We start from the raw sequence: 18,881 nt of genomic DNA, 5'->3' as shown, positions 1-18,881 counted from the left end.
CTGTTGTTTTGATTCCAACTGTTTCCCAATGTAGCTCACATGTGACCCGTGTTAATACCCGCCGCTGCGGTCAGCGTGTCGCAGGTGCTGTCACGGACGGTGAATCAACCTGGATGCCGGGTTCTTGTCCGGTTCTTGCACAGCGGATCAACATCAGCGCGCCCAGCAACGCCGTCCCGGCCAAAAAGTACATGCCTGCATGGGGGTTGTTGAAGTAGCCCTCGGCCCAGGTTTTGACCGTGGGTGCCAGGAAACCACCAAGGTTGCCCAGCGCACCAATCACCGCAATCCCGCTGGCCGCCGCCGCGCCGCCCAAAAAGCGGGTAGGCAGTGTCCAGAACAACGGTTGCACGGTAATAAAACCGGCGGCTGCCACGCAGAACGCCAAAATCACCAGTGGCAGGCTGCCACTCAATGTCGATCCCACCATGCCCACTGCCGCCAATGCCAGCATCAGCGCGGCGAAGCGGGTTTGCTGACCTGTGCGGTCGGCATGGCGAGTCACGATGTACAGCATGCACACGGTGGCAATCCACGGAATTGAAGTCAGTGCGCCGACTTTCAAGCCAATGCCGGTGCCCAGCAACTCGGCGATCCGCGTCGGCAGGTAGAACAGCACCCCATAGACGCTGACCTGTATCGTGAAATAGATCAGGGTGAAGTACAGCACCACCGGGTTGATCAGTGCCGCGCGCCACGACGAAGGGCCCTTGTTGGCCTTGAGCAGGTGTTCTTTTTCCAGTTCGTGTTCGATGACTGCCTTTTCTTCAGGGCTCAGCCACTTGGCGTCGCGGGGTTTGTCGGTCAGGTAGAAGAACGCAAACACGCCGATGATCGAAGCCGCGAGGCCTTCGGTCACAAACATCCATTGCCAGCCGGTGAGGCCGAATTGCGCGGTTTCCAGCAACCAGCCCGACACGGGCCCGCCCACCATCAGCGACACCGGTACGCCGAAATAGTAGATGCCGTAGGCCGAGCCGCGCTGGTTCTGCGGGAACCAGTAGGTCAGGTACAGCACCACCCCCGGCGACAGACCCGCTTCGGCCACGCCCAGCAAAAAACGCAGGATGTAAAAGCTGGTTTCGTCGTGGGCAAACATCATCGCCGCCGACACCAGCCCCCAGGTGACCATGATCCGGCTCAGCCAGATGCGGGCGCCGATCTTGTGCAGCATCAGGTTGCTGGGGACTTCGAACACCGCGTAGCCGATAAAGAAAATCCCCGCGCCTAACGCAAACGCTGCGTTGCTCAGGCCGGTGTCCGCCTGAAAGGCGTGTTTGGCAAAGCCGATGTTGGAACGGTCGATGATGGCCATCGCGAACATCAACGCGACAAAGGGCAGGATGCGCCAGCGAATTTTACTCAGCGCCTGTTGCAGGACGGGGTTGGACATGAGGTGCTCCGATTATTTTTTTTGTGGAGTACAACGGCATTTAAAGGGCTGGCTTGCCTCTGAGAGCACCACGGGCATAAGCCGCAACGATCACAAAGCAACCCATCGGCAGCAGGTAGGCCACGGCCGTGGAGGTGTGGTCGGCCACCAGGCCCATCACGTAGGGCAGCAGCGCGCCGCCGACAATGGCCATGATCATGAATGAGCTGCCGCGCTTGGTATGCGGCCCGAGGTTTTTCACGCCCATGGCAAACAGCGTCGGGAACATGATCGACATGAAGAAGAACGTCGCCACCAGCGCCACCACCGACAGGCCTTCAATCCCCGTTACCACCACCGCGCACAGCCCGACGTTGATCAATGCGTAGATCAGCAGCAGACGCTGGGCGTTGACGCGGCCCATCAGCCAGGTGCTGAAGAACCGGCCAAACATGAAGCTGAGCATCGCCACCGAGAGCAAATACGCGGCTTGCTGGCTGCTCATGTGTGCCCAGTGTTCGGTGACGTAGTTGATGAAAAAAGCACCCACGCCGACCTGGGCGCCCACATAGAAAAACTGGGTGATCACCCCTGTGACGAACTCGCGGTGCTGCCACAGGGTTTTGTGGTCGTGCTGCCCGGCTTGCACTTCCTGCTCGCGCAAGTCGGGCAACGGGGTGCGGGCGATCAGCACCGCCACCAGCAACACCAGCGCGGCAATCACCAGGTAGGTCATTTGCAGCGATTGGGTGGTGTCGGTGCTGTTGGCTCCACTGAAGAACAGTGCGCCGCCAATCAACGGTCCGAAGAACTGCCCCAGGCCGTTGAATGACTGTGCCAGGTTCAAGCGTCGCTCGGCACCGGCGGGCTCACCCAATACCGTGGCATACGGGTTGGCGGCGGTTTCCAGGCAACCCAGGCCGCAGGCGATTACAAACAGGGCGAACAGAAAGAACTGAAAGCTCTGTGCGGCAGCGGCTGGCATGAACAGCAGGGCGCCGGTGGCGTAGAGGCACAGGCCCAGCAAAATACCGGCCTTGTAGCCGTATCGGTCCATGATGAAGCCGGCAGGCAGGGCGATCAGAAAGTACGCCCCGAAGTACGCGCTTTGCAGCAGGCCCGACTGGGCCTTGCTGACGTGCAGGGTTTCCTGAAAGTGTTTGTTCAGTACATCGAGCAGGCCATAGGACAGCCCCCACAGGAAAAACAGGCAGGTCACCAGAATCAGTGCCCAGCGATAGGACGTAACCGCCCGGGTAAAGGACGGCTCTGCGACGTTCGAGTGCTTGAGTGACATGACGCATCTCCTTTTTATTGTTGTGTGCGACTTGCATGGTTCTGTGTGGAAGCGGGTCAGGATGAGTGTTTCAAACTGAATATCCGGCTCATTGGCGCCCATTTTTCATGGGGCAAGGTCCAGGGTGTGGGCTGTTGGAAGCGCCACATCAGTGCCTCCCATTCCTGCACCCTGGGGTCGCTGGCGCTGGCCCGTTCAAAAGCTTCAGTGCTGAAGCCGGGGGCGGTGTCCATGACCATGAACAACCGGGTGCCCAGGCGCCAGATCTGCATGTCCAGTACGCCGTGCTGGCGCAGGTGGGCGCTGATCTGCGGCCAGATGTGCCGGTGCAGGCGCTCGTACTCGGCGATCAATGCCGGGTCGTCCTTGAGGTCCAGCGCCAGGCACTGGCGAGTCATGTCAGCGCCCGGTCCAGGTGGGTGTAGCCACCGTCCACCACCAGCCATTGCCCGGTGGTGTGGGAGGCACGCGAGGACAGCAGAAACAGCACGCTGTCGGCGATCTCCGAGGCCGTGGTCATGCGTTGGCCGAAGGGGATTTTTTCGACGATGCTCGAAAGCTTGGCCTTCGGGTCGGCGAACGTGTCGATCCAGCGCTCATACAGTGGGGTCATGACTTCTGCCGGGATCACCGCATTGACCCGAATCCCGTCGGCCAGCAACGAAGTGGCCCATTCGCGGGTCAACGACAGTTGCGCGCCCTTGGCCGCGGTATAACCGCTGGTGCCGCCTTGCCCGGTGAGGGCCGTCTTGGAGCTGATGTTGACGATGGCCCCGCGAGTGGCCTTGAGCGCGTCGACACACAAGTGGGTCATCACGTAGTAATGGATGAGGTTCTTTTCCAGGGAATCGACAAAGGCCGAGCGCCCGGCCTCAAGGCCTACGCTGTCGTTGACCCCGGCGTTGTTGACCAGCCCGTCGATGCGTCCAAAGCGTTGCAGCACCGTCGCGACCGCTGCGCGGCAGGCGTCTTCGTCACGCAGTTCGACCTGGATGAACAGGCTCTGCGTACCGCGTAGATCCAGTTGCCGTGCCAGTTCATCGGACAGTGGGCTGTGACCGAAAATCACCGGTATCGCGCCTTCGTCGGCCAGCCCCAGGGAGATGGCCGCGCCAATCCCCGAACCGCCGCCAGTGACGATAAACACCTTGTCTTGCAGATACAGATTCATGGAGTCGATCCCTCTATGTTGTAGACGCGGCACGCCGTGCCACCCCAAATGGCCGCGTCTTGCGACACGCTGGCGAGCACGTCGCAGGTGTGTGCGTATTCGCTGGCCAGCAGGCACACCGGCCAGTCGGAGCCGAACATCAAGCGGTCGGGGCCGAACAGTTCCAGTGCGGTGTGCAAATAAGGCGTCAGTTGCCCGCTGTGCCAGTCTTGCCAATGGGCTTCGGTGATCAGCCCCGACAGCTTGCAACTGACGTGGGACAAGGCAGCCAGCGGCGCGAGCTGTTTGGCCCAGGCCTTTAAATGGTTGGCCTGCACATCGGGTTTGCCCAGGTGGTCGAGCACCAGATGATGCTGATCGTGTTGTCGGCACAGTGCCGTTGCCGCCCCCAGATCCTGGGCCTTGATCAGCACTTCATAGACCAGGCCCTGGCGCTGCAAGGTGCTCAGCCCCCGGTTGAACGCCGGGTTCTGCATGAACCCGGCCGGTGAGTCTTCGTCTTGCAGTTGATGCCGAAAACCACGCAATGCCGGTGCCTGCGCCCAGCGCTCCAGGGACTGTTCAAGATCCCCCGCGCACAGGTCGACCCAACCCACCACGGCGCGAATCCACGGGTAACGCTCAGCCAACAGCAACAATTGATCGGTTTCGCCGGTACAGGCCCGGGCCTGCACGGCAATGCAGCCGTCAAGCCCGGCCGCATCCAGCAGCGGGCGCAGGTCTTCAGGCTCAAAGTTGCGGCGCAAAGCGTCCATGCCGTGACCTATCCAGGGATAGCTGGCCGGGTCATAGCGCCAGAAGTGCTGGTGGGCATCGAGCCGTAGTGAGTGTAAGGACGACATTATTATTGTGCTCCGCCCGTGGGTTCAGCCCCGGTACCGATACTGCTCGCGGGACGCTGCTTTCATCTGGATCGAGAAGCCCGGCGCCTGGGGTGGCATATAGGCCGCGTTGCGAATCACGCACGGGTCTTCAAAGTGCTCATGCAGATGGTCGACAAACTCCACCACCCGGCCTTCGTGAGTCCCGGCGATGCACAGGTAATCGATCATCGACAGGTGCTGCACGTATTCGCACAAACCTACGCCACCCGCATGGGGGCACACGGGCAGGTTGTATTTGGCGGCCATCAGCATCACGGCCAGCACTTCATTGACCCCGCCGAGACGGCAGGCGTCGATCTGCACCACATCAATGGCTTCGCGCATGATCAGTTGCTTGAACACGATACGGTTCTGGCACATCTCACCGGTTGCGACCTTGACCGGGGTAACGCCCAGGCGGATCTTGCGATGACCTTCCACGTCGTCCGGGCTGGTGGGTTCTTCGATAAACCACGGGTTGGCAAATGACAGCTCGCGCACCCAGTCAATGGCCTCGTCCACTTCCCATACCTGATTGGCGTCGATCATCAACTGGCGATCCGGCCCCAACACCTCGCGTGCGATACGCACGCGGCGGATGTCGTCCTGCAGGTCATGGCCGACCTTCAGTTTGACGTGGCTGAAGCCTGCATCCACCGCCTCCTGGCACAGCCTGCGCAGTTTGTCATCGGCATAACCGAGCCACCCGGCCGAGGTGGTGTAGCAGGGGTAGCCGTCAGCTTCGAGCGAAGCCAGGCGCTCGGCCTTGCCCTGGGCGCGTTCGCGCAACAACGTGAGGGCTTGTGCCGGGGTTATGCAGTCGGTGATGTAGCGAAAATCAATGCAGCGCACCAGTTCTTCGGGGCTCATGTCGGCCACCAGGCGCCACACGGGTTTGCCTTCTGCCTTGGCCCACAGGTCCCAGGCGGCATTGACCACCGCGCCAGTGGCCAGGTGAATGGCGCCCTTGTCCGGGCCGATCCAGCGCAGTTGGCTATCGCTGGTGACGTGGCGCCAGAAGCGGCCCATGTCTTCGGCGATCCATTCCAGCTTCAACCCCACCAGCAGGCTGGACAGGGCCTTGATCGAGGCGCAGCAGATTTCATTGCCACGGCCGATGGTGAAGGTCAGGCCATGGCCTTCAAGGCCCGGGGTGTCGGTTTCGAGGATGACATAGGCCGCCGAGTAGTCCGGGTCCGGGTTCATCGCGTCAGAACCGTCGAGCGATTGCGAGGTGGGGAAGCGGATGTCTTCAACCCGTACGGCAGTAATCGTGGTCATGGTGCAGCTCCCTGTCAGTCGGCATTCACGGTGCGTTGCTGTTGTTCGCCCAGCCCGCTGATACCCAGGCGCATGGTCTGGCCTGCGCGCAGGTACACGGGTTCGGGCTTGATGCCCAGGCCGACACCTGGCGGGGTGCCGGTGGAAATCACGTCGCCCGGTTGCAGGCTCATGAACTGGCTGAGGTAGCTGATGATTTTCGGGATCTGGAAAATCATCGTCCGCGTGTTGCCGTTCTGGTAGCGCTTGCCGTCCACTTCCAGCCACAGGTCGAGCTGGTGCGGGTCGGCGATTTCATCACGGGTCACCAGCCACGGCCCAAGCGGGCCGAAGGTGTCGCAGCCCTTGCCTTTGTCCCAGGTGCCGCCCAGCTCCAGCTGGAACTCACGCTCGGACACGTCGTTGATCACGCAATATCCAGCCACATGCTCAAGGGCATCGCTTTCGCTGATGTAGCGACCGCCTTTGCCGATGACCACGCCCAGTTCGACTTCCCAGTCGGTTTTGCGCGAGTTGCGCGGGATTTCAACGTTGTCGTTGGGGCCGACAATGGCGCTGGTCCATTTGCTGAACACCACAGGCTCGGCGGGGATGGCGGCGCCGGTTTCGGCAGCATGGTCGGCGTAGTTGAGGCCGATGCAGATAAATTTGCCGACCTGACCAACGCAGGCGCCGATACGTGGGGAGCCCTCAACCAGTGGCAGGGTCGAGGGGTCGATATCTTGCAGGCGGGCAATGCTTTCGGGGCTCAGGGTTTGGCCTGCGATGTCTGCGACCACTGCGGACAAGTCGCGCAGTTGACCGTTGTTGTCGAGCAGGGCAGGGCGTTCCTGACCTTTGTCACCGTAGCGCAGCAGTTTCATAAACAATCCTTTTTGGAAGGGGTAGGGCCCTGTGGAAGCGAGCAAGCCCGCTCCCACGAGAGCAAAGTCAAAAGCGATGGCGTCAGTTGCTCCAGCCGCCATCAATGATTTGTGCCGTGCCGGTGGTGAAGCCGCTGGCACTCGATCCCAGGTACAGCGCCAACTGGGCGATTTCTTCGGCGGTGCCGATGCGGCCCATGGGCTGGCGCGCAGCAAAGGCGGCGTACACCTCGTCGACACTGCGGCCTTCGCGCAGAGCCTGTTCGCTGATGCGCTGGCGCAGGGAAGGGGAGTCGACGGTGCCGGGGCAGATGGCGTTGCAACGGATGTTCTGGCTCACAAAATCAGCCGCCACTGAACGGGTCAGGCCAATGACCGCGCCTTTGCTGGCGCAGTAGGCAAAGCGGTTGGGCACGCCTTTGACGCTGGAGGCCACCGAGGCCATGTTGATGATCGAACCGCCGCCGTTGCCCAGCATGCCCGGCAAGAAAGCGCGGATCATGCGGTACATGGCGGTCACGTTGAGGTCCAGGGCGAAGCTCCAGTCCTTTTCGCTGCATTCCAGAATATTGCCGCTGTGAACCACGCCCGCGCAGTTGAACAGCACATCCAGCGGGCCAAGTGTTTTGGCCAGGCGCTCGATGGCAGCGGCGTCGGTGACGTCCAGAAGATGAGTGTGCGCGCCTTCAAGGGCGTCGAGGGCGGCGGCATTGATGTCGGCGGCGAAGACTTCGGCGCCAGCGGCGAGATACGCCTGGACACTGGCCTGGCCAATACCCTGAGCGGCCGCAGTGATCAGCACGCGTTTGCCGGAAAGATCCATGGGGGCTCCATTGCGATGTTGTTGTTTTTGTCGTTATAGGCCTAATGGTCAGGCCATTGCGGGCGTAACAAATGGCAAAACGACGCAAGTGTGTGGATAAGGTTTGCTATGATCGCTTTACGTTATCCGTCCAATGGTCAGGCCATTGGTCCTTTTGTAGCATGCACCTCAAGCTTCAACAAGCGCCTTTTTTTGCCAAACGAGCTTGTCGAAGGCTGTCCTTACCAGAGCTTATTTCCTGATGCCATTTCAAGTTATTGATAATCAAAGGCTTTATCGGCAAATCGCTGATCAGCTACGGGCCTTGATCGACAGCGGTGAATTTCCGCCGGGCAGCCGCTTGCCGGCTGAGCGGGAGTTGGCCAAGTTGCTGGGCGTGAGTCGCGCTTCGGTGCGCGAGGCGATGATTGCGCTGGAAGTCATCGGCCTGGTGGATGTGCGCGTGGGTAACGGAGTGCTGGTCTGTGAGCCTCCGGTGCAGGCGGTGTCCGATGAGCCGGTGATGGCCCAGGCCACCCGCAATCAGTGGAAAGAACTGGACCCCGAACTGGGCATCGAAGTTGATTTCAGCGCTGAAATCCCGCCGTTCGCCTTGCTTCAGGCCCGGCGCCTGATCGAGCCCGAGGCCGCTGCACTGGCGGCGGTGAATGCCAGTGACGAAGAATTGGCGGGCATCCGCGAGGCGTTCGAACGCAACGTGCAGGACAATCGCGAAGACTCCCATACCCACCCGGGCGACCGCCTGTTCCATATCCGCATCGCCCAGGCCTCGGACAACCCGGCCTATGCGCTGATGATCCAGCATTTGCTGGGGCACCGTTACGGCAGCATGTTCCAGCGTTTGCAAAGCCATTACACCCCGGACGACATGATTCATCGTTCGGAAAATGAACACCGGCGCGTGCTGCAAGCGCTGGAGCAGCACGACCCGGACGCTGCGCGTCAGGCCATGGCCGAGCACCTGGATGAGGTGATCCGCATCTTCACCCGCAGTGCTCGCTGACGCTCAATCGACAGCCGGGTCGGCTTGGGATAATTCCTACGTTTAAGGGGAAATTTCCTAGGTAACTATCCTGTTGTCTCCGGGACAATTGACCTACACCGTTTTTCGATGGGTCAACCTGATGTCTGGTCATTCACTGCGTATCCTGATTTTGGAAGATGACGACTTCCAGCGCGCCGTAGCGGTGAGCCTGTTTCGCTCGCTGGGCTGTCATGAAGTGTTTGAGGCCAGTGATGGCAGTGAGGCGCTGGCGGTTCTTGAGCAGGCAGGTGCGGTGGATATCGCCGTGTGCGATTTGCAGATGGAAGGCATGGACGGTCTGGCCTTTTTGCGCCGGGTGGGCAAGTCGGGGCAAGCCAAAGCCATCATCATCAGCAGTGCCCTGTCGGCTGACTTGCGCCGCACGGCGCGTCAGATCGTTACCCTTTTGGGGGTGGAGTTGCTGGGTGATGTCGGCAAGCCGCTGCACGCCGAAGTGCTTGGGCCTCTGCTGGCAAAGTATCAGGGCGCCTGCACCACCGAGAAAACGCCCGGCAGTAAGGTGCAACTGGCCTGTGAAGACGAGGTGCGCCAGGCCCTGGCCCTGCAGCAACTGCAGGCCTGGTACCAACCCAAGTTCAACCTGCAGACCGGCGAGGTGTGTGGTGTTGAGGTGCTGTGTCGCTGGCAGCACCCGAGTAAAGGGGTGCTGCCCCCGGCCATGTTTATCCTGGTGCTGGAGCGCTGCGGGTTGATGGACGACATGTTGTTTGCCCAACTGGATCAGGCGTTGAGACTGCAAGAGCAAGCCAGGATTCAGGGCTTTCCCTTGAACATGGCGTTCAACCTGCAAACCGTGCAATTGGCCAATAACCAGCTGACTTACACCCTCAAGGGCATCCTGACCCGGCATGCGACGCCAGGCTCCAGGCTGACCTTCGAACTGACCGAGAACGGACTGCTGCAAGCGCCGGCCGCCAGCCTGGAGAACCTGGTACGCCTGCGAATGATGGGCTGCCGGTTATCGATCGACGACTTTGGAACCGGGTTTTCCTCGCTGCAACGGCTGTGTCAGTTGCCATTTAATGAAATCAAGCTCGACGCCGGGTTTGTTCGCCACCTGGAGCATGAACCGCGCTGCGAAGCGGTGATCGCCAACACCCTGGCCCTGGGTAAAACCCTGGGCCTGTCGGTGGTCATTGAAGGGATCGAAACCGAGGCCCAGTTTCAGCGCTTGCTGACAATGGGGTGCGTTGAAGGGCAGGGCTACTGGTTTGCACGACCCATGAGCGGACAGGACTTGCTGCACTGGTTGCAACAACGTGAAGCCAGTCCTGGCGCTGAGGTTTCAACGGCGCCGGATCACTCGAATGAGTACGGCGTCAGTGCAGTCGGGTCGATGTTCTGATCCACGGTGGCCATCGCATCCTTGAGCGGGCAAAGCAGGCCGACGCTGGTTTTACGGCAGTCCCCGGCGCTGTTGAAATCACGCTTGAGCGGTTTTTGGGCGCCGGTCAGCTGCGTCAGGTTGCGGATCTGATCCATTGACTGCGCCTCAAAGGCAATGCGCAGAAAGTACTCGCCGGTTTTGACTTCCTTGTAGCGTTCAAACTGCAGCGTACCGACGGGCGGGATATTGTTCTCGATGTAGTCCCCCAGCTTCCAGCCGAAGCCGAGCATGGTGCGCAGGTAGGCGATATTGGTGTCGTGGGCCACGAGCAGCATCAGCGGCACATCAGGCGGGATGCTTTGCCCGTCTTTTTGGGCCAGCGGGGTGCCTTGCTTGAGTTCCAGCGAAATCTGGTTCATCAGCTCTGACGCACCGCGACTGGCGATATAGGGGATGTCATTGAGGTAGTCGTACTTGGCTTTGGTCAGCACCATCAGGCTGGACACTTGGGCTGCGGTACGACCGTTGCCGAACGCGACTTTATCCAGTGGCAAGCCCTGGCTGTATTCCAGGCGGAACACTTCGCCCATGTTGGCGCCCGCGCTCAGGCCCTTGATCGAGAAGCGGCCCTTGGCGTTTTGTTCAAGGGTCCAGGCTTGTTTGCCATAGGGGCAGTCAGCCCCGGGCAGGCAGGCGACTTCCCTGAGTTTTTCTTCAAAGGGTTGGTAGCGCGCCTGTGCCGCTTCGACGCTGCCCCCCAGGGCTTTGAGGATTTCGGCTTTGGCTTTCACCGGGTCAAGGGCGGCAAAGGGCATTTCATTGGCCTGGAACAAGGCGTCCTGATTGCCGCTGACATAGGTCGGTTGCAGCCCGCAGCCGGGGAACATGCCATCGAGCAGGGCCTGTGCGGTGGCCTTGGTGCGCTGCAGGGGGCTGGCGTGTACCAGCAACTGGCTGGCATCCGGGCAACCCTTGGGGATCAGTCCGGCGGTGCGCAGTACCTCCCCGCGGTAGCGGCCCATTTCGACAGCACCGGTATAGCCGTGGCCGGTCAAGTTGCCCAAGGGTACAAGCCAGGTTGGCCATTGACGCTGAGTGACGGAGGTCAGCAGTTTTTCATTGGATTGGGTGGGAGGTCGCACGCCATGACGGCTGATTTGCACGACTTTATCCAGCACATAGCCATCGCTTGTGGGGGTTTGGGCGAAGGCTGCAGGGCTGAGCAGGCTGGCCAGCAGCAGGCTGGTAAAAAGAGGGGGCAACGGCTTCATCGTTTTTCCTTTTGGTCTTCCTGACACGGTGGGCAAAGAGCTTAGACAGTTATCGGGTAAAAACCGCACAACCTGGCGTATTGGCTCTGTGGGAGCGGGCTTGCTCGCGATAGTATCGACGCGGTGTACCTGGTGGACCGCGCCGCCTGAATCGCGAGCAAGCCCGCTCCCACAATGCCGATACGGTCCATCATCAGCGACTACACAAATCTGGAGCAGGTGCGTATTTTGTACCCATTGCCCTCAGTGGCCTGCACAACAAGGAACGTGTCATGACGAGCGATGGCCAGGGCTCACTCGCACAGCGATTGGCGGGTATTGATGAGGTTGAGTGCGTCACGCCCGATCTCAATGGCGTACCCCGTGGCAAGGTGATGACCGCTGCGGGATTTCTCGAAGGTCGGCGCTTGCAGATGGCCCGTGGCGTGCTGTTGCAATGCATCATGGGCGGCTACCCCGAGTCGCGTTTCTATGGCAGCGACGATGGCGACCTGGCCCTGGTGCCAGACCTTGCCCAACTCCATCGCTTGCCCTGGAGTCAGCAACCCCGTGCCCTGGCCATTTGTGACGCCGATGAGTTCAGCGGTGAAAGCTCGGCGTTGTCGACGCGAGGTCAGTTGAAGGCCGTTATCGCCCGTTATGCGGCCCGCGGTCTGGAGCCGGTGGTGGCGACTGAGCTCGAGTTCTTTGTGTTTGCGCCCAACACCGATCCGACCCAGCCATTCCGTCCGCCTGTGGGGCTCGATGGTCGTCCTGAAGAAGGTTTTTCTGCGTTCAGCATCAGCTCCAATAACGGCTTGCGGCCTTTTTTCAGCGAGGTCTACGCATGCATGGCGGCACTGGGCTTGCCGCGCGACACCTTTATGCACGAGATGGGCGTCAGTCAGTTTGAAATAAACCTGCTGCACGGTGATCCGCTGCTGCTCGCCGACCAGACGTTTTTGTTTAAGCATTTACTCAAGGAAGTCGCCCTCAAGCATGGACTGACCGTTGTGTGCATGGCCAAGCCACTGGCCCACACCGCCGGCAGCTCGATGCACATTCACCAGAGCGTGGTGGAGCTGGGCAGCGGTCGTAATGTGTTCAGCGACGAGGCGGGGCAGCCGACGGCCGCCTTTCGCCACTTTATCGGTGGGCAGCAGGCAGGCATGGCTGACTTCACGGCGCTGTTTGCGCCCAACGTCAATTCCTATCAGCGTCTGTTCCACCCCTATGCCTCGCCGAACAATGCGTGCTGGTCCCACGATAACCGTGCTGCAGGCCTTCGGATCCCGGCCAGCTCACCCGTGGCGCGGCGGGTTGAAAACCGTTTGCCGGGCGCTGACGCCAATCCGTATCTGGCCATTGCCGCCAGCCTTGCGGCAGGGTTATATGGCATTGAGCATGAGCTGGAACCGAGCGCTGCGATTCAGGGCGAATTCGAAGTGCCCCCGGCGCTGTCATTGCCCTGTACCTTGCATGCAGCCCTTGATCGCCTCAAGCGCAGTCAGTTGGCGATTGAACTGTTCGGGGTGGAGTTCATCGAAGGTTACGTTGCGTCCAAGACGCTGGAACTTACCAGCTTCCATGACGAAATAACTCCCTGGGAGCGTCGCGTTCTGGCGGCTCAGGCTTAACTGTTTAAATCTGTGGCACCGGGCCTTGCCCGGCTGCAGATACAAGGAGCCGCACGGAAAGCCAATGCACCAAATCTGGAAGTCTTTTCGAGCGTTGTACTTTGCCTCGCTGATGATGTTGATCGGTTCTGGCCTCTTGAGTACCTATCTGGCGCTGCGCCTGGCGGCCGACAACGTTGACGGCCTGTGGGTCGGCGCGTTGATGGCGGCCAACTATTTTGGCCTGGTCCTGGGCGGCAAGATCGGCCACCGGCTGATTGCCCGGGTCGGGCATATCCGTGCCTACGCCACCTGCGCCGGTATTGTCGGTGCGGCGGTGCTGTGTCACGGGCTGACGGACTGGTTGCCGGTATGGTTGCTGCTGCGGGTGATCGTCGGTCTGGGCATGATGTGCCAGTACATGGTCATCGAAAGCTGGCTCAATGAGCAGGCCGATGCCAAGCAGCGAGGCGTGGTGTTCAGCCTGTACATGATCGCTTCCTATCTGGGCCTGGTGCTCGGCCAATTGATCCTGGTGATCCATCCGGCCCTGGGGCTCGAATTGCTGATGGTTGTGGCGTTGTGCTTTGCCCTGTGCCTGGTGCCCGTGGCCATGACCCGACGTATTCACCCGGCGCCCCTGCACCCCGCACCGATGGACCCCAAGTTTTTTATCAAGCGTGTACCCCAGTCGTTGATCGCGGTGATGGGCGCGGGCCTGCTGGTGGGTTCGTTCTACGGTCTGGCGCCGCTTTATGCCTCGCAGCAGGGGCTGTCGACCGAGCTGGTCGGTCTGTACATGGGTAGCTGTATTTTTGCCGGGTTGCTGGTGCAGTGGCCATTGGGCTGGTTGTCCGACCGCTATGACCGGCCGTTGCTGATCCGCATCTTCGCCTTCTTGCTGGCGCTGGCCGCATTGCCGCTGGCGATCCTGCCGTCGGTACCGCTGGAGGTGCTGTTTGTGGCCGGTGGCATGGCGGCGTTGATGCAGTTTTGCATCTATCCGCTGGCCGTGGCATTTGCCAATGACCACATTGAGCCGGAGCGTCGCGTGTCGCTGACCGCCATGTTACTGGTGACCTACGGCATTGGGGCGAGTGTGGGCCCGCTGGTGGCGGGGGTTCTGATGAAGGTGCTTGGCAGCCACATGCTCTACGCCTTTTTCAGCGTGGCGGGTTTGATCCTGGTGTGGCGAATTCGCCCGAATGCAGTGACCAACCTGCACCAGGTCGATGATGCGCCGCTGCATCACGTGGCAATGCCTGACAGCATGTCCAGTTCACCGCTGGTAGCGGCGCTTGACCCGCGGGTGGATGAGCAGGTGGTGCAGGAGCAGATGGTGGATAACGTGGAGCCGGAACCGGAACCGGAACCGGAACCGGAGCCAGAACCCAAGCCAGAACCCAAGCCCTAGACACTTTCCCTGTGGGAGCGGGCTTGCTCGCGAAGGCAGCTCCCACAGGATGTGCAGGGTTCACTCACGTTCAGTAATCGTCGTCTTTATCAAACTGGCGCGCTTCGCGTTGCAGTTGATACACAAAACGTTCGACCTGACGCTGTACGGCGCCGCTGATGTTGTGAAAGCGCATGCCGGCAAAGGTAATGCTCAGCCGCTCTTCAAAGTGCAGGTAACGCAACTCGACCGGGGTGGACATCAGGCCAAACGGCAGGTCGGCGCTGAAGCGCTCATACACCTGACCCAGTTGCATGCCCTGGCCGATATCACCCTCAAAACGCAATTTGCAGCCCGTTGCAGAAACGTCCAGCAACTTGCCTTTGATCGGGGTTTTGAGTTTTTCACCCGCGACCTCCACGCTGACCAGATTGGCCAGCCGCAGGGCCGCACGAAATGCGTTGCGCCGCTGGTGGTAAACCACTTCGCGGGGTAGCGCACCGCGATAGCAGCGGTGATCCTTGCTGTCATCAAGGGTCAGCGGCGTGGTGCACTCCCAGGCAATGCGCACGCCATCGTGGAAACCCTCAACCCGAAACGGTATGCCAGCCTCAAGAAAGCGCTCGCCGTCACGGGGGATCATTTCGTCCAGCGCCATGGTGTTGCGCTCACGGTCTATATCCACCACATAGCTTTGGAAGCGCTGGGTGCGATCCTGGAAAGTGATGATCAGCGGGTCATGGCTCTCTTGCAGCATCCGCAGGTTGGAGGCAATTTCCAAAGGGGTGGTCAGCACCTTTGGCGGTTGCGGAACATCTTGGGCGTCGAACACGGTTGATCAATCTCCAGACAAAATACAGCGACACGCAAAAAAGAGGCATTCTGCCATTATGGTGCGTGTCTCGCTACAGGCTGCGGATGCGCAGGCTCAAGCCTGGCTGTAGGCGCGATGCTTGTTGAGCATCGAAGTGGTGCCGCGGGCGTCATACAACGAGGGGGCTTCGCCGCCATGAAGAATGCGCAGCTGGTTGGCGGTGATTGCCTGCTGGGTCTGGATCGACTGTCCATTGAGCAGGTTCGCAGCCTGGCATTGGGCCAGTAACTGGTTCAGCACATCGCTTTGGCTGAGCAGTTGCGCGCCTACGCTTGAGTGGCTGGCAAGGCTTTCGAGGCCGCTGCGGTTGGTGGCCAGGCCAAGGGCCGCGAGAATCTCGCTGCGCTTGCGGCCATGTTGCTCCAGCAAAATGATCAACGACTGTTTGCGCGCCAGAATGTTTTCCAGCACCTGCATGTCGCGGCCTTTCAGGGCAATGGACTCGTCTTGCAGCAGGCCGAGCAGTTGTTCGGCGGGGGCCAGGTCATCATTGATCAGTTGCAGTAAATTTTCGTCGTGCATAACGGGCTCTGGGAGTTAAGCGTCCAAAAGCCTGGCACAGGCCATGTGGGCCTAGCGCTGGGCTTCCATGTTGAGCAGTTTGCTGGCGACCCGGTTGCTGTCGACTTTGTAGCTGCCCTCGGCGATGGCCTGTTTAAGCTCGGCCACCCGATTTTTGTCGACAACAGGTTGGTCACGCAACGAGTCGCTGATCTTCTGCAACTGCTGAGCCTCTTGGCTGAGGTGTACAGATTCCCCGCTAGGGGCGCTGGCGCTGGTTTGCTCAGGGCCTTTAGCCGGGGCCGCTTGCGTGGCGCTGCCTGCTTCCTGATTTGCATTGCTGCGCGTACTGCCGGTTAAGGGCGGCGCGCTGCCAAGACGACTGAAGTCGATGACCATAACGATAAACCTCTGGGTATTTGGACGCTTGCCATGTTTTCGGCCATACCCGGAAAAACTTTAGGCTCGATTAATCATAGCTTCACACAGAACTGTACTGATCTGCGTCAAACCACAGTGTAGGAAAGTCCGGAGACTGATGCCAACTTTCCTACAATGCCACCTCAACTTGACCGGGTGCTGTCACTCGGGCCCGGATCACACGCTTGGAGTTCAGGTTCTTGACTCGTATCTGCTCGCTGAGGCCTCCGTCTGACAGGGCTTCGCCGGGCATTTTGACACTTAACGTACCGCTACGGGCGCTGATGACCACATGGTCGCCCTTGCGCACGGTGGCAACCTGTTCCAGGTGCGTGAGGGTCAGTACCTGATCGGTGATCATGGGCCGCAGCAGCTTTTGACCCACTGCCAGTTCAGTCGCCGTCAGGTAGCCCTGATTGATCAGGCTGATATCCCGCTCGCGCAAGGTGACATCGGCATAGTCGATCACCATGCCGCGCTTGAGCGGGTGATTGACGATGACCACGTCACGGAACAGTTTGACCTGGGCTGGAACGAAGATAGTCCAGGGCGAGCCCCCTTCGCAGCGCACGCGCACGATCACCCGGCCCATGGGTTGTGCCGGGCTTTCGAGGGTTGCTGTCAATTCCTTGTCGCAATGAGCCAGTCGCAGACGGGGGTCAAGGTTGTTGACCTGGATCTGATATCGCCCCTCGGTCTGGCTGGTTGCCAGGTAGTCTTCAACGGTGAATTCAAGAAAGCCCTGGGTCACGCCGATAAGCTGATCAGGCGATGTAAACGCATCAGCCTGGGTATGAGTGCCCAGGCCAAGCAGGGTGCCAGCCGCCAGGACGCTCAGACAGCTGCGGCGCAGGGTCTGGAGGAAGGGCCGGTGGCAGGAAATTGTCGTTTTTGCGTTCATGGCCGATAAAAAAGCAAGCCCCGTGCCGTTTACCGGGAAGTGCGTGATGAAACTTGAAGTTTTTAAGAGGAGCTGAGAATGGCCGGGATGATGGATGCGGTTAACCAGCGCACTCAGCTGGTCGGGCAAAATCGCCTGGAGCTGTTGTTGTTTCGTCTGGATGGACCACAGCTTTACGGGATCAATGTGTTCAAGGTCAGGGAGGTGCTGCAATGCCCGAAACTGACCTTGATTCCCAAGTCTCATCCCGTGGTATGTGGTGTGGCGAGCATTCGAGGCGCGACCATCCCGATTCTCGATCTGGCCATGGCCACCGGGGCGGGGGCCCTGAAAGATCAAAGCAGCCCGTTTGTGATCATCACCGAGTACAACACCAAGACTCAGGGCTTTCTGGTTCGCTCGGTTGAACGCATCGTGAACATGAACTGGGAAGAGATCCATCCGCCGCCCAAGGGCACGGGTAACGACCATTACTTGACGGCCGTCACCCGGCTGGACGATCAACTGGTCGAAATCATCGATGTCGAGAAGGTACTGGCAGAAGTCTCGCCATCACCTGAAACCATCACCCACGGTGTAGTGGATGTCGAAACCCGGAGCAAGGCACTGTCATTGCGGGTGCTGACCGTCGACGATTCGTCGGTGGCACGCAAGCAGGTAGCCCGTTGCCTGCAAACGGTAGGCGTTGAAGTGGTGTCGTTGAATGATGGCCGTCAGGCGCTGGACTACCTGCGCAAGCTGGTGGAGGAGGGCAAGGACCCGTCTGAAGAATTTCTGATGATGATCTCGGATATCGAGATGCCGGAAATGGACGGCTACACCCTGACTGCTGAAATCCGTAACGATCCGCGGATGCAAAAGCTGCACATCATTCTGCATACTTCGTTATCCGGGGTATTCAATCAGGCTATGGTGAAAAAGGTCGGTGCCGATGACTTTTTGGCCAAGTTCCGACCTGATGACCTGGCATCCCGGGTAGTTGACCGGATAAAAGCAGCAGACCATAGCCAGGGCTCACCCCTGGCGGTCAAATCGATTTAAGAGGCAGGACATTTGTCGACGGCTAATTTGGATTTTGAACAGTTCCGGGTCTTCCTGGAAAAAGCCTGTGGCATTTTGCTGGGTGAAAACAAGCAGTACCTCGTCTCCAGCCGGCTTAACAAGCTGATGGAGCAGCAAGGTATCAAGTCCCTGGGCGAGCTGATTCAGCGTATCCAGAGCCAGCCGCGCAGCGGGCTGCGCGAACTGGTGGTCGATGCGATGACCACCAACGAAACCTTGTGGTTTCGCGACACCTACCCCTTCGAAGTATTGAAGAACAAGGTGCTGCCCGAGCAAATCAAGGCCAGTCCTGGCCAGCGTTTGCGAATCTGGTCGGCGGCCTGTTCTTCGGGGCAGGAGCCGTACTCGTTGTCGATGGCCATTGACGAGTTTGAGCGCAGCAACCTTGGGCAGTTGAAAGCGGGGGTGCAGATTTTTGCCACCGACCTGTCGGCCCAGATGCTCAATACCTGTAAAACCGGCGAATACGACAACCTTGCGATTGGCCGGGGCCTGTCGCCAGAACGCTTGCAGCGCTATTTCGATCCCAAGGGGCCGGGGCGCTGGGTGCTCAAGACGCCGATCAAGAATCGGGTCGAGTTCCGCTCCTTCAACCTGCTGGACAGTTACGCAGGGTTTGGCAAATTCGACATCGTGTTTTGCCGCAACGTGTTGATCTACTTCTCGGCAGAAGTGAAAAAAGACATTCTGCTGCGTATCCACAGCACCTTGAAACCGGGTGGCTATTTGTTTTTGGGCGCCTCTGAAGCCCTCAACGGCTTGCCGGATCACTACCAGATGGTCCAATGCAGCCCGGGAATCATCTACCAGGCCAAATAGACC

The 18,881-nt window shown here is 59.8% G+C and carries 19 protein-coding genes; 6 read left to right on the top strand and 13 right to left on the bottom strand.

The window, feature by feature from the left end:
* Positions 1 to 70: 70 nt before the first annotated feature.
* The 8 genes from AC19YQ_RS18105 to AC19YQ_RS18070 all read right to left on the bottom strand — a co-directional run bounded on the left by AC19YQ_RS18105 (position 71) and on the right by AC19YQ_RS18070 (position 7,670).
* Positions 71 to 1,393 carry an MFS transporter gene (locus AC19YQ_RS18105; protein WP_219262045.1) on the bottom strand — a complete coding sequence of 441 codons (1,323 nt, stop codon included), beginning with the start codon at positions 1,391 to 1,393 and terminating at the stop codon, positions 71 to 73.
* Between the two features lie 40 nt (positions 1,394 to 1,433).
* Positions 1,434 to 2,669, bottom strand: a complete 1,236-nt coding sequence (fucP, locus tag AC19YQ_RS18100; RefSeq protein WP_133077337.1) for an L-fucose:H+ symporter permease — start codon at positions 2,667 to 2,669, stop codon at positions 1,434 to 1,436.
* A gap of 56 nt (positions 2,670 to 2,725) precedes the next feature.
* Complete coding sequence (locus tag AC19YQ_RS18095; RefSeq protein WP_133077338.1) at positions 2,726 to 3,067, bottom strand: L-rhamnose mutarotase; 342 nt, start codon at positions 3,065 to 3,067, stop codon at positions 2,726 to 2,728.
* The gene (locus AC19YQ_RS18090) at positions 3,064 to 3,840 is read right to left on the bottom strand and encodes an L-fucose dehydrogenase (protein WP_338648665.1); all 777 of its coding nucleotides are present in this window, start codon (positions 3,838 to 3,840) and stop codon (positions 3,064 to 3,066) included. Before AC19YQ_RS18090 ends, AC19YQ_RS18095 begins: the two co-directional genes overlap by 4 nt.
* Positions 3,837 to 4,682, bottom strand: a complete 846-nt coding sequence (locus AC19YQ_RS18085) for an amidohydrolase family protein (protein ID WP_500595627.1) — start codon at positions 4,680 to 4,682, stop codon at positions 3,837 to 3,839. The genes AC19YQ_RS18090 and AC19YQ_RS18085 overlap by 4 nt, the downstream gene beginning before the upstream one ends.
* 24 nt (positions 4,683 to 4,706) lie before the next feature.
* On the bottom strand, positions 4,707 to 5,984 hold the full coding sequence (locus AC19YQ_RS18080; RefSeq protein WP_133077341.1) for an L-fuconate dehydratase: 1,278 nt from the start codon (positions 5,982 to 5,984) through the stop codon (positions 4,707 to 4,709).
* 14 nt (positions 5,985 to 5,998) lie between these two features.
* On the bottom strand, positions 5,999 to 6,847 hold the full coding sequence (locus AC19YQ_RS18075) for a fumarylacetoacetate hydrolase family protein (protein WP_133077342.1): 849 nt from the start codon (positions 6,845 to 6,847) through the stop codon (positions 5,999 to 6,001).
* Between the two features lie 82 nt (positions 6,848 to 6,929).
* Positions 6,930 to 7,670 (bottom strand): SDR family oxidoreductase, encoded by a 741-nt coding sequence (locus AC19YQ_RS18070; protein ID WP_133077343.1) that lies wholly within the window; start codon positions 7,668 to 7,670, stop codon positions 6,930 to 6,932.
* 241 nt (positions 7,671 to 7,911) lie between these two features.
* On the opposite strand from AC19YQ_RS18070, the gene AC19YQ_RS18065 reads away from it, so the two are divergent.
* Positions 7,912 to 8,673 carry a FadR/GntR family transcriptional regulator gene (locus AC19YQ_RS18065; protein ID WP_326427268.1) on the top strand — a complete coding sequence of 254 codons (762 nt, stop codon included), beginning with the start codon at positions 7,912 to 7,914 and terminating at the stop codon, positions 8,671 to 8,673.
* Positions 8,674 to 8,794: 121 nt separating this feature from the next.
* The gene (locus AC19YQ_RS18060; protein WP_500595625.1) at positions 8,795 to 10,060 is read left to right on the top strand and encodes an EAL domain-containing response regulator; all 1,266 of its coding nucleotides are present in this window, start codon (positions 8,795 to 8,797) and stop codon (positions 10,058 to 10,060) included.
* Here the strand turns inward: AC19YQ_RS18060 and AC19YQ_RS18055 are convergent.
* Entirely contained in the window at positions 10,015 to 11,313 is a 1,299-nt protein-coding gene (locus AC19YQ_RS18055) for a histidine-type phosphatase (RefSeq protein WP_338648663.1), read from the bottom strand. The two genes, AC19YQ_RS18060 and AC19YQ_RS18055, sit on opposite strands and share 46 nt — an antisense overlap.
* Positions 11,314 to 11,687: 374 nt before the next feature.
* On the opposite strand from AC19YQ_RS18055, the gene AC19YQ_RS18050 reads away from it, so the two are divergent.
* Both AC19YQ_RS18050 and AC19YQ_RS18045 read left to right on the top strand, forming a co-directional pair.
* Positions 11,688 to 12,929 (top strand): glutamine synthetase family protein, encoded by a 1,242-nt coding sequence (locus AC19YQ_RS18050; protein WP_338649463.1) that lies wholly within the window; start codon positions 11,688 to 11,690, stop codon positions 12,927 to 12,929.
* Positions 12,930 to 12,993: 64 nt separating this feature from the next.
* Positions 12,994 to 14,322, top strand: coding sequence for an MFS transporter (locus AC19YQ_RS18045; protein WP_500595623.1), 1,329 nt, complete (start codon positions 12,994 to 12,996; stop codon positions 14,320 to 14,322).
* Between the two features lie 70 nt (positions 14,323 to 14,392).
* Here AC19YQ_RS18045 and AC19YQ_RS18040 read toward each other — a convergent pair whose 3' ends face one another.
* From AC19YQ_RS18040 to flgA, 4 genes are all read right to left on the bottom strand, one after another.
* Complete coding sequence (locus tag AC19YQ_RS18040) at positions 14,393 to 15,133, bottom strand: flagellar brake protein (protein ID WP_500595622.1); 741 nt, start codon at positions 15,131 to 15,133, stop codon at positions 14,393 to 14,395.
* Between the two features lie 96 nt (positions 15,134 to 15,229).
* Positions 15,230 to 15,697 carry a flagella synthesis protein FlgN gene (locus AC19YQ_RS18035; RefSeq protein ID WP_133077350.1) on the bottom strand — a complete coding sequence of 156 codons (468 nt, stop codon included), beginning with the start codon at positions 15,695 to 15,697 and terminating at the stop codon, positions 15,230 to 15,232.
* A 51-nt stretch (positions 15,698 to 15,748) separates the two neighbouring features.
* Positions 15,749 to 16,075 carry a flagellar biosynthesis anti-sigma factor FlgM gene (gene flgM / locus AC19YQ_RS18030; protein WP_326397514.1) on the bottom strand — a complete coding sequence of 109 codons (327 nt, stop codon included), beginning with the start codon at positions 16,073 to 16,075 and terminating at the stop codon, positions 15,749 to 15,751.
* 151 nt (positions 16,076 to 16,226) lie between these two features.
* Entirely contained in the window at positions 16,227 to 16,997 is a 771-nt protein-coding gene (flgA, locus tag AC19YQ_RS18025; RefSeq protein WP_326427264.1) for a flagellar basal body P-ring formation chaperone FlgA, read from the bottom strand.
* A 78-nt stretch (positions 16,998 to 17,075) separates the two neighbouring features.
* On the opposite strand from flgA, the gene AC19YQ_RS18020 reads away from it, so the two are divergent.
* Positions 17,076 to 18,038: a chemotaxis protein CheV gene (locus AC19YQ_RS18020; RefSeq protein ID WP_133077352.1), complete on the top strand. Its 963-nt coding sequence runs from the start codon at positions 17,076 to 17,078 to the stop codon at positions 18,036 to 18,038.
* Positions 18,039 to 18,050: 12 nt separating this feature from the next.
* Positions 18,051 to 18,878 (top strand): protein-glutamate O-methyltransferase CheR, encoded by an 828-nt coding sequence (gene cheR, locus AC19YQ_RS18015; protein WP_219262053.1) that lies wholly within the window; start codon positions 18,051 to 18,053, stop codon positions 18,876 to 18,878.
* Positions 18,879 to 18,881 lie beyond the last annotated feature (3 nt).

The organism is Pseudomonas sp. MF06569, assembly GCF_059862735.1.
The sequence above is the reverse complement of the archived record's forward strand: the minus strand, read 5'-3'. Positions and strand labels throughout refer to the sequence as shown.

Coding starts and splice junctions, on each gene's coding strand:
- AC19YQ_RS18070 (WP_133077343.1), bottom strand. CDS start 7,670: ATGGATCTTTCCGGCAAACGCGTGCTGATCACTGCGGCCGCTCAGGGT.
- AC19YQ_RS18105 (WP_219262045.1), bottom strand. CDS start 1,393: ATGTCCAACCCCGTCCTGCAACAGGCGCTGAGTAAAATTCGCTGGCGC.
- AC19YQ_RS18055 (WP_338648663.1), bottom strand. CDS start 11,313: ATGAAGCCGTTGCCCCCTCTTTTTACCAGCCTGCTGCTGGCCAGCCTG.
- AC19YQ_RS18035 (WP_133077350.1), bottom strand. CDS start 15,697: ATGCACGACGAAAATTTACTGCAACTGATCAATGATGACCTGGCCCCC.
- AC19YQ_RS18045 (WP_500595623.1), top strand. CDS start 12,994: ATGCACCAAATCTGGAAGTCTTTTCGAGCGTTGTACTTTGCCTCGCTG.
- fucP (WP_133077337.1), bottom strand. CDS start 2,669: ATGTCACTCAAGCACTCGAACGTCGCAGAGCCGTCCTTTACCCGGGCG.
- AC19YQ_RS18050 (WP_338649463.1), top strand. CDS start 11,688: ATGACCGCTGCGGGATTTCTCGAAGGTCGGCGCTTGCAGATGGCCCGT.
- AC19YQ_RS18085 (WP_500595627.1), bottom strand. CDS start 4,682: ATGTCGTCCTTACACTCACTACGGCTCGATGCCCACCAGCACTTCTGG.
- AC19YQ_RS18090 (WP_338648665.1), bottom strand. CDS start 3,840: ATGAATCTGTATCTGCAAGACAAGGTGTTTATCGTCACTGGCGGCGGT.
- flgM (WP_326397514.1), bottom strand. CDS start 16,075: ATGGTCATCGACTTCAGTCGTCTTGGCAGCGCGCCGCCCTTAACCGGC.
- AC19YQ_RS18080 (WP_133077341.1), bottom strand. CDS start 5,984: ATGACCACGATTACTGCCGTACGGGTTGAAGACATCCGCTTCCCCACC.
- AC19YQ_RS18065 (WP_326427268.1), top strand. CDS start 7,912: ATGCCATTTCAAGTTATTGATAATCAAAGGCTTTATCGGCAAATCGCT.
- AC19YQ_RS18020 (WP_133077352.1), top strand. CDS start 17,076: ATGGCCGGGATGATGGATGCGGTTAACCAGCGCACTCAGCTGGTCGGG.
- AC19YQ_RS18075 (WP_133077342.1), bottom strand. CDS start 6,847: ATGAAACTGCTGCGCTACGGTGACAAAGGTCAGGAACGCCCTGCCCTG.
- AC19YQ_RS18060 (WP_500595625.1), top strand. CDS start 8,795: ATGTCTGGTCATTCACTGCGTATCCTGATTTTGGAAGATGACGACTTC.
- flgA (WP_326427264.1), bottom strand. CDS start 16,997: ATGAACGCAAAAACGACAATTTCCTGCCACCGGCCCTTCCTCCAGACC.
- AC19YQ_RS18095 (WP_133077338.1), bottom strand. CDS start 3,067: ATGACTCGCCAGTGCCTGGCGCTGGACCTCAAGGACGACCCGGCATTG.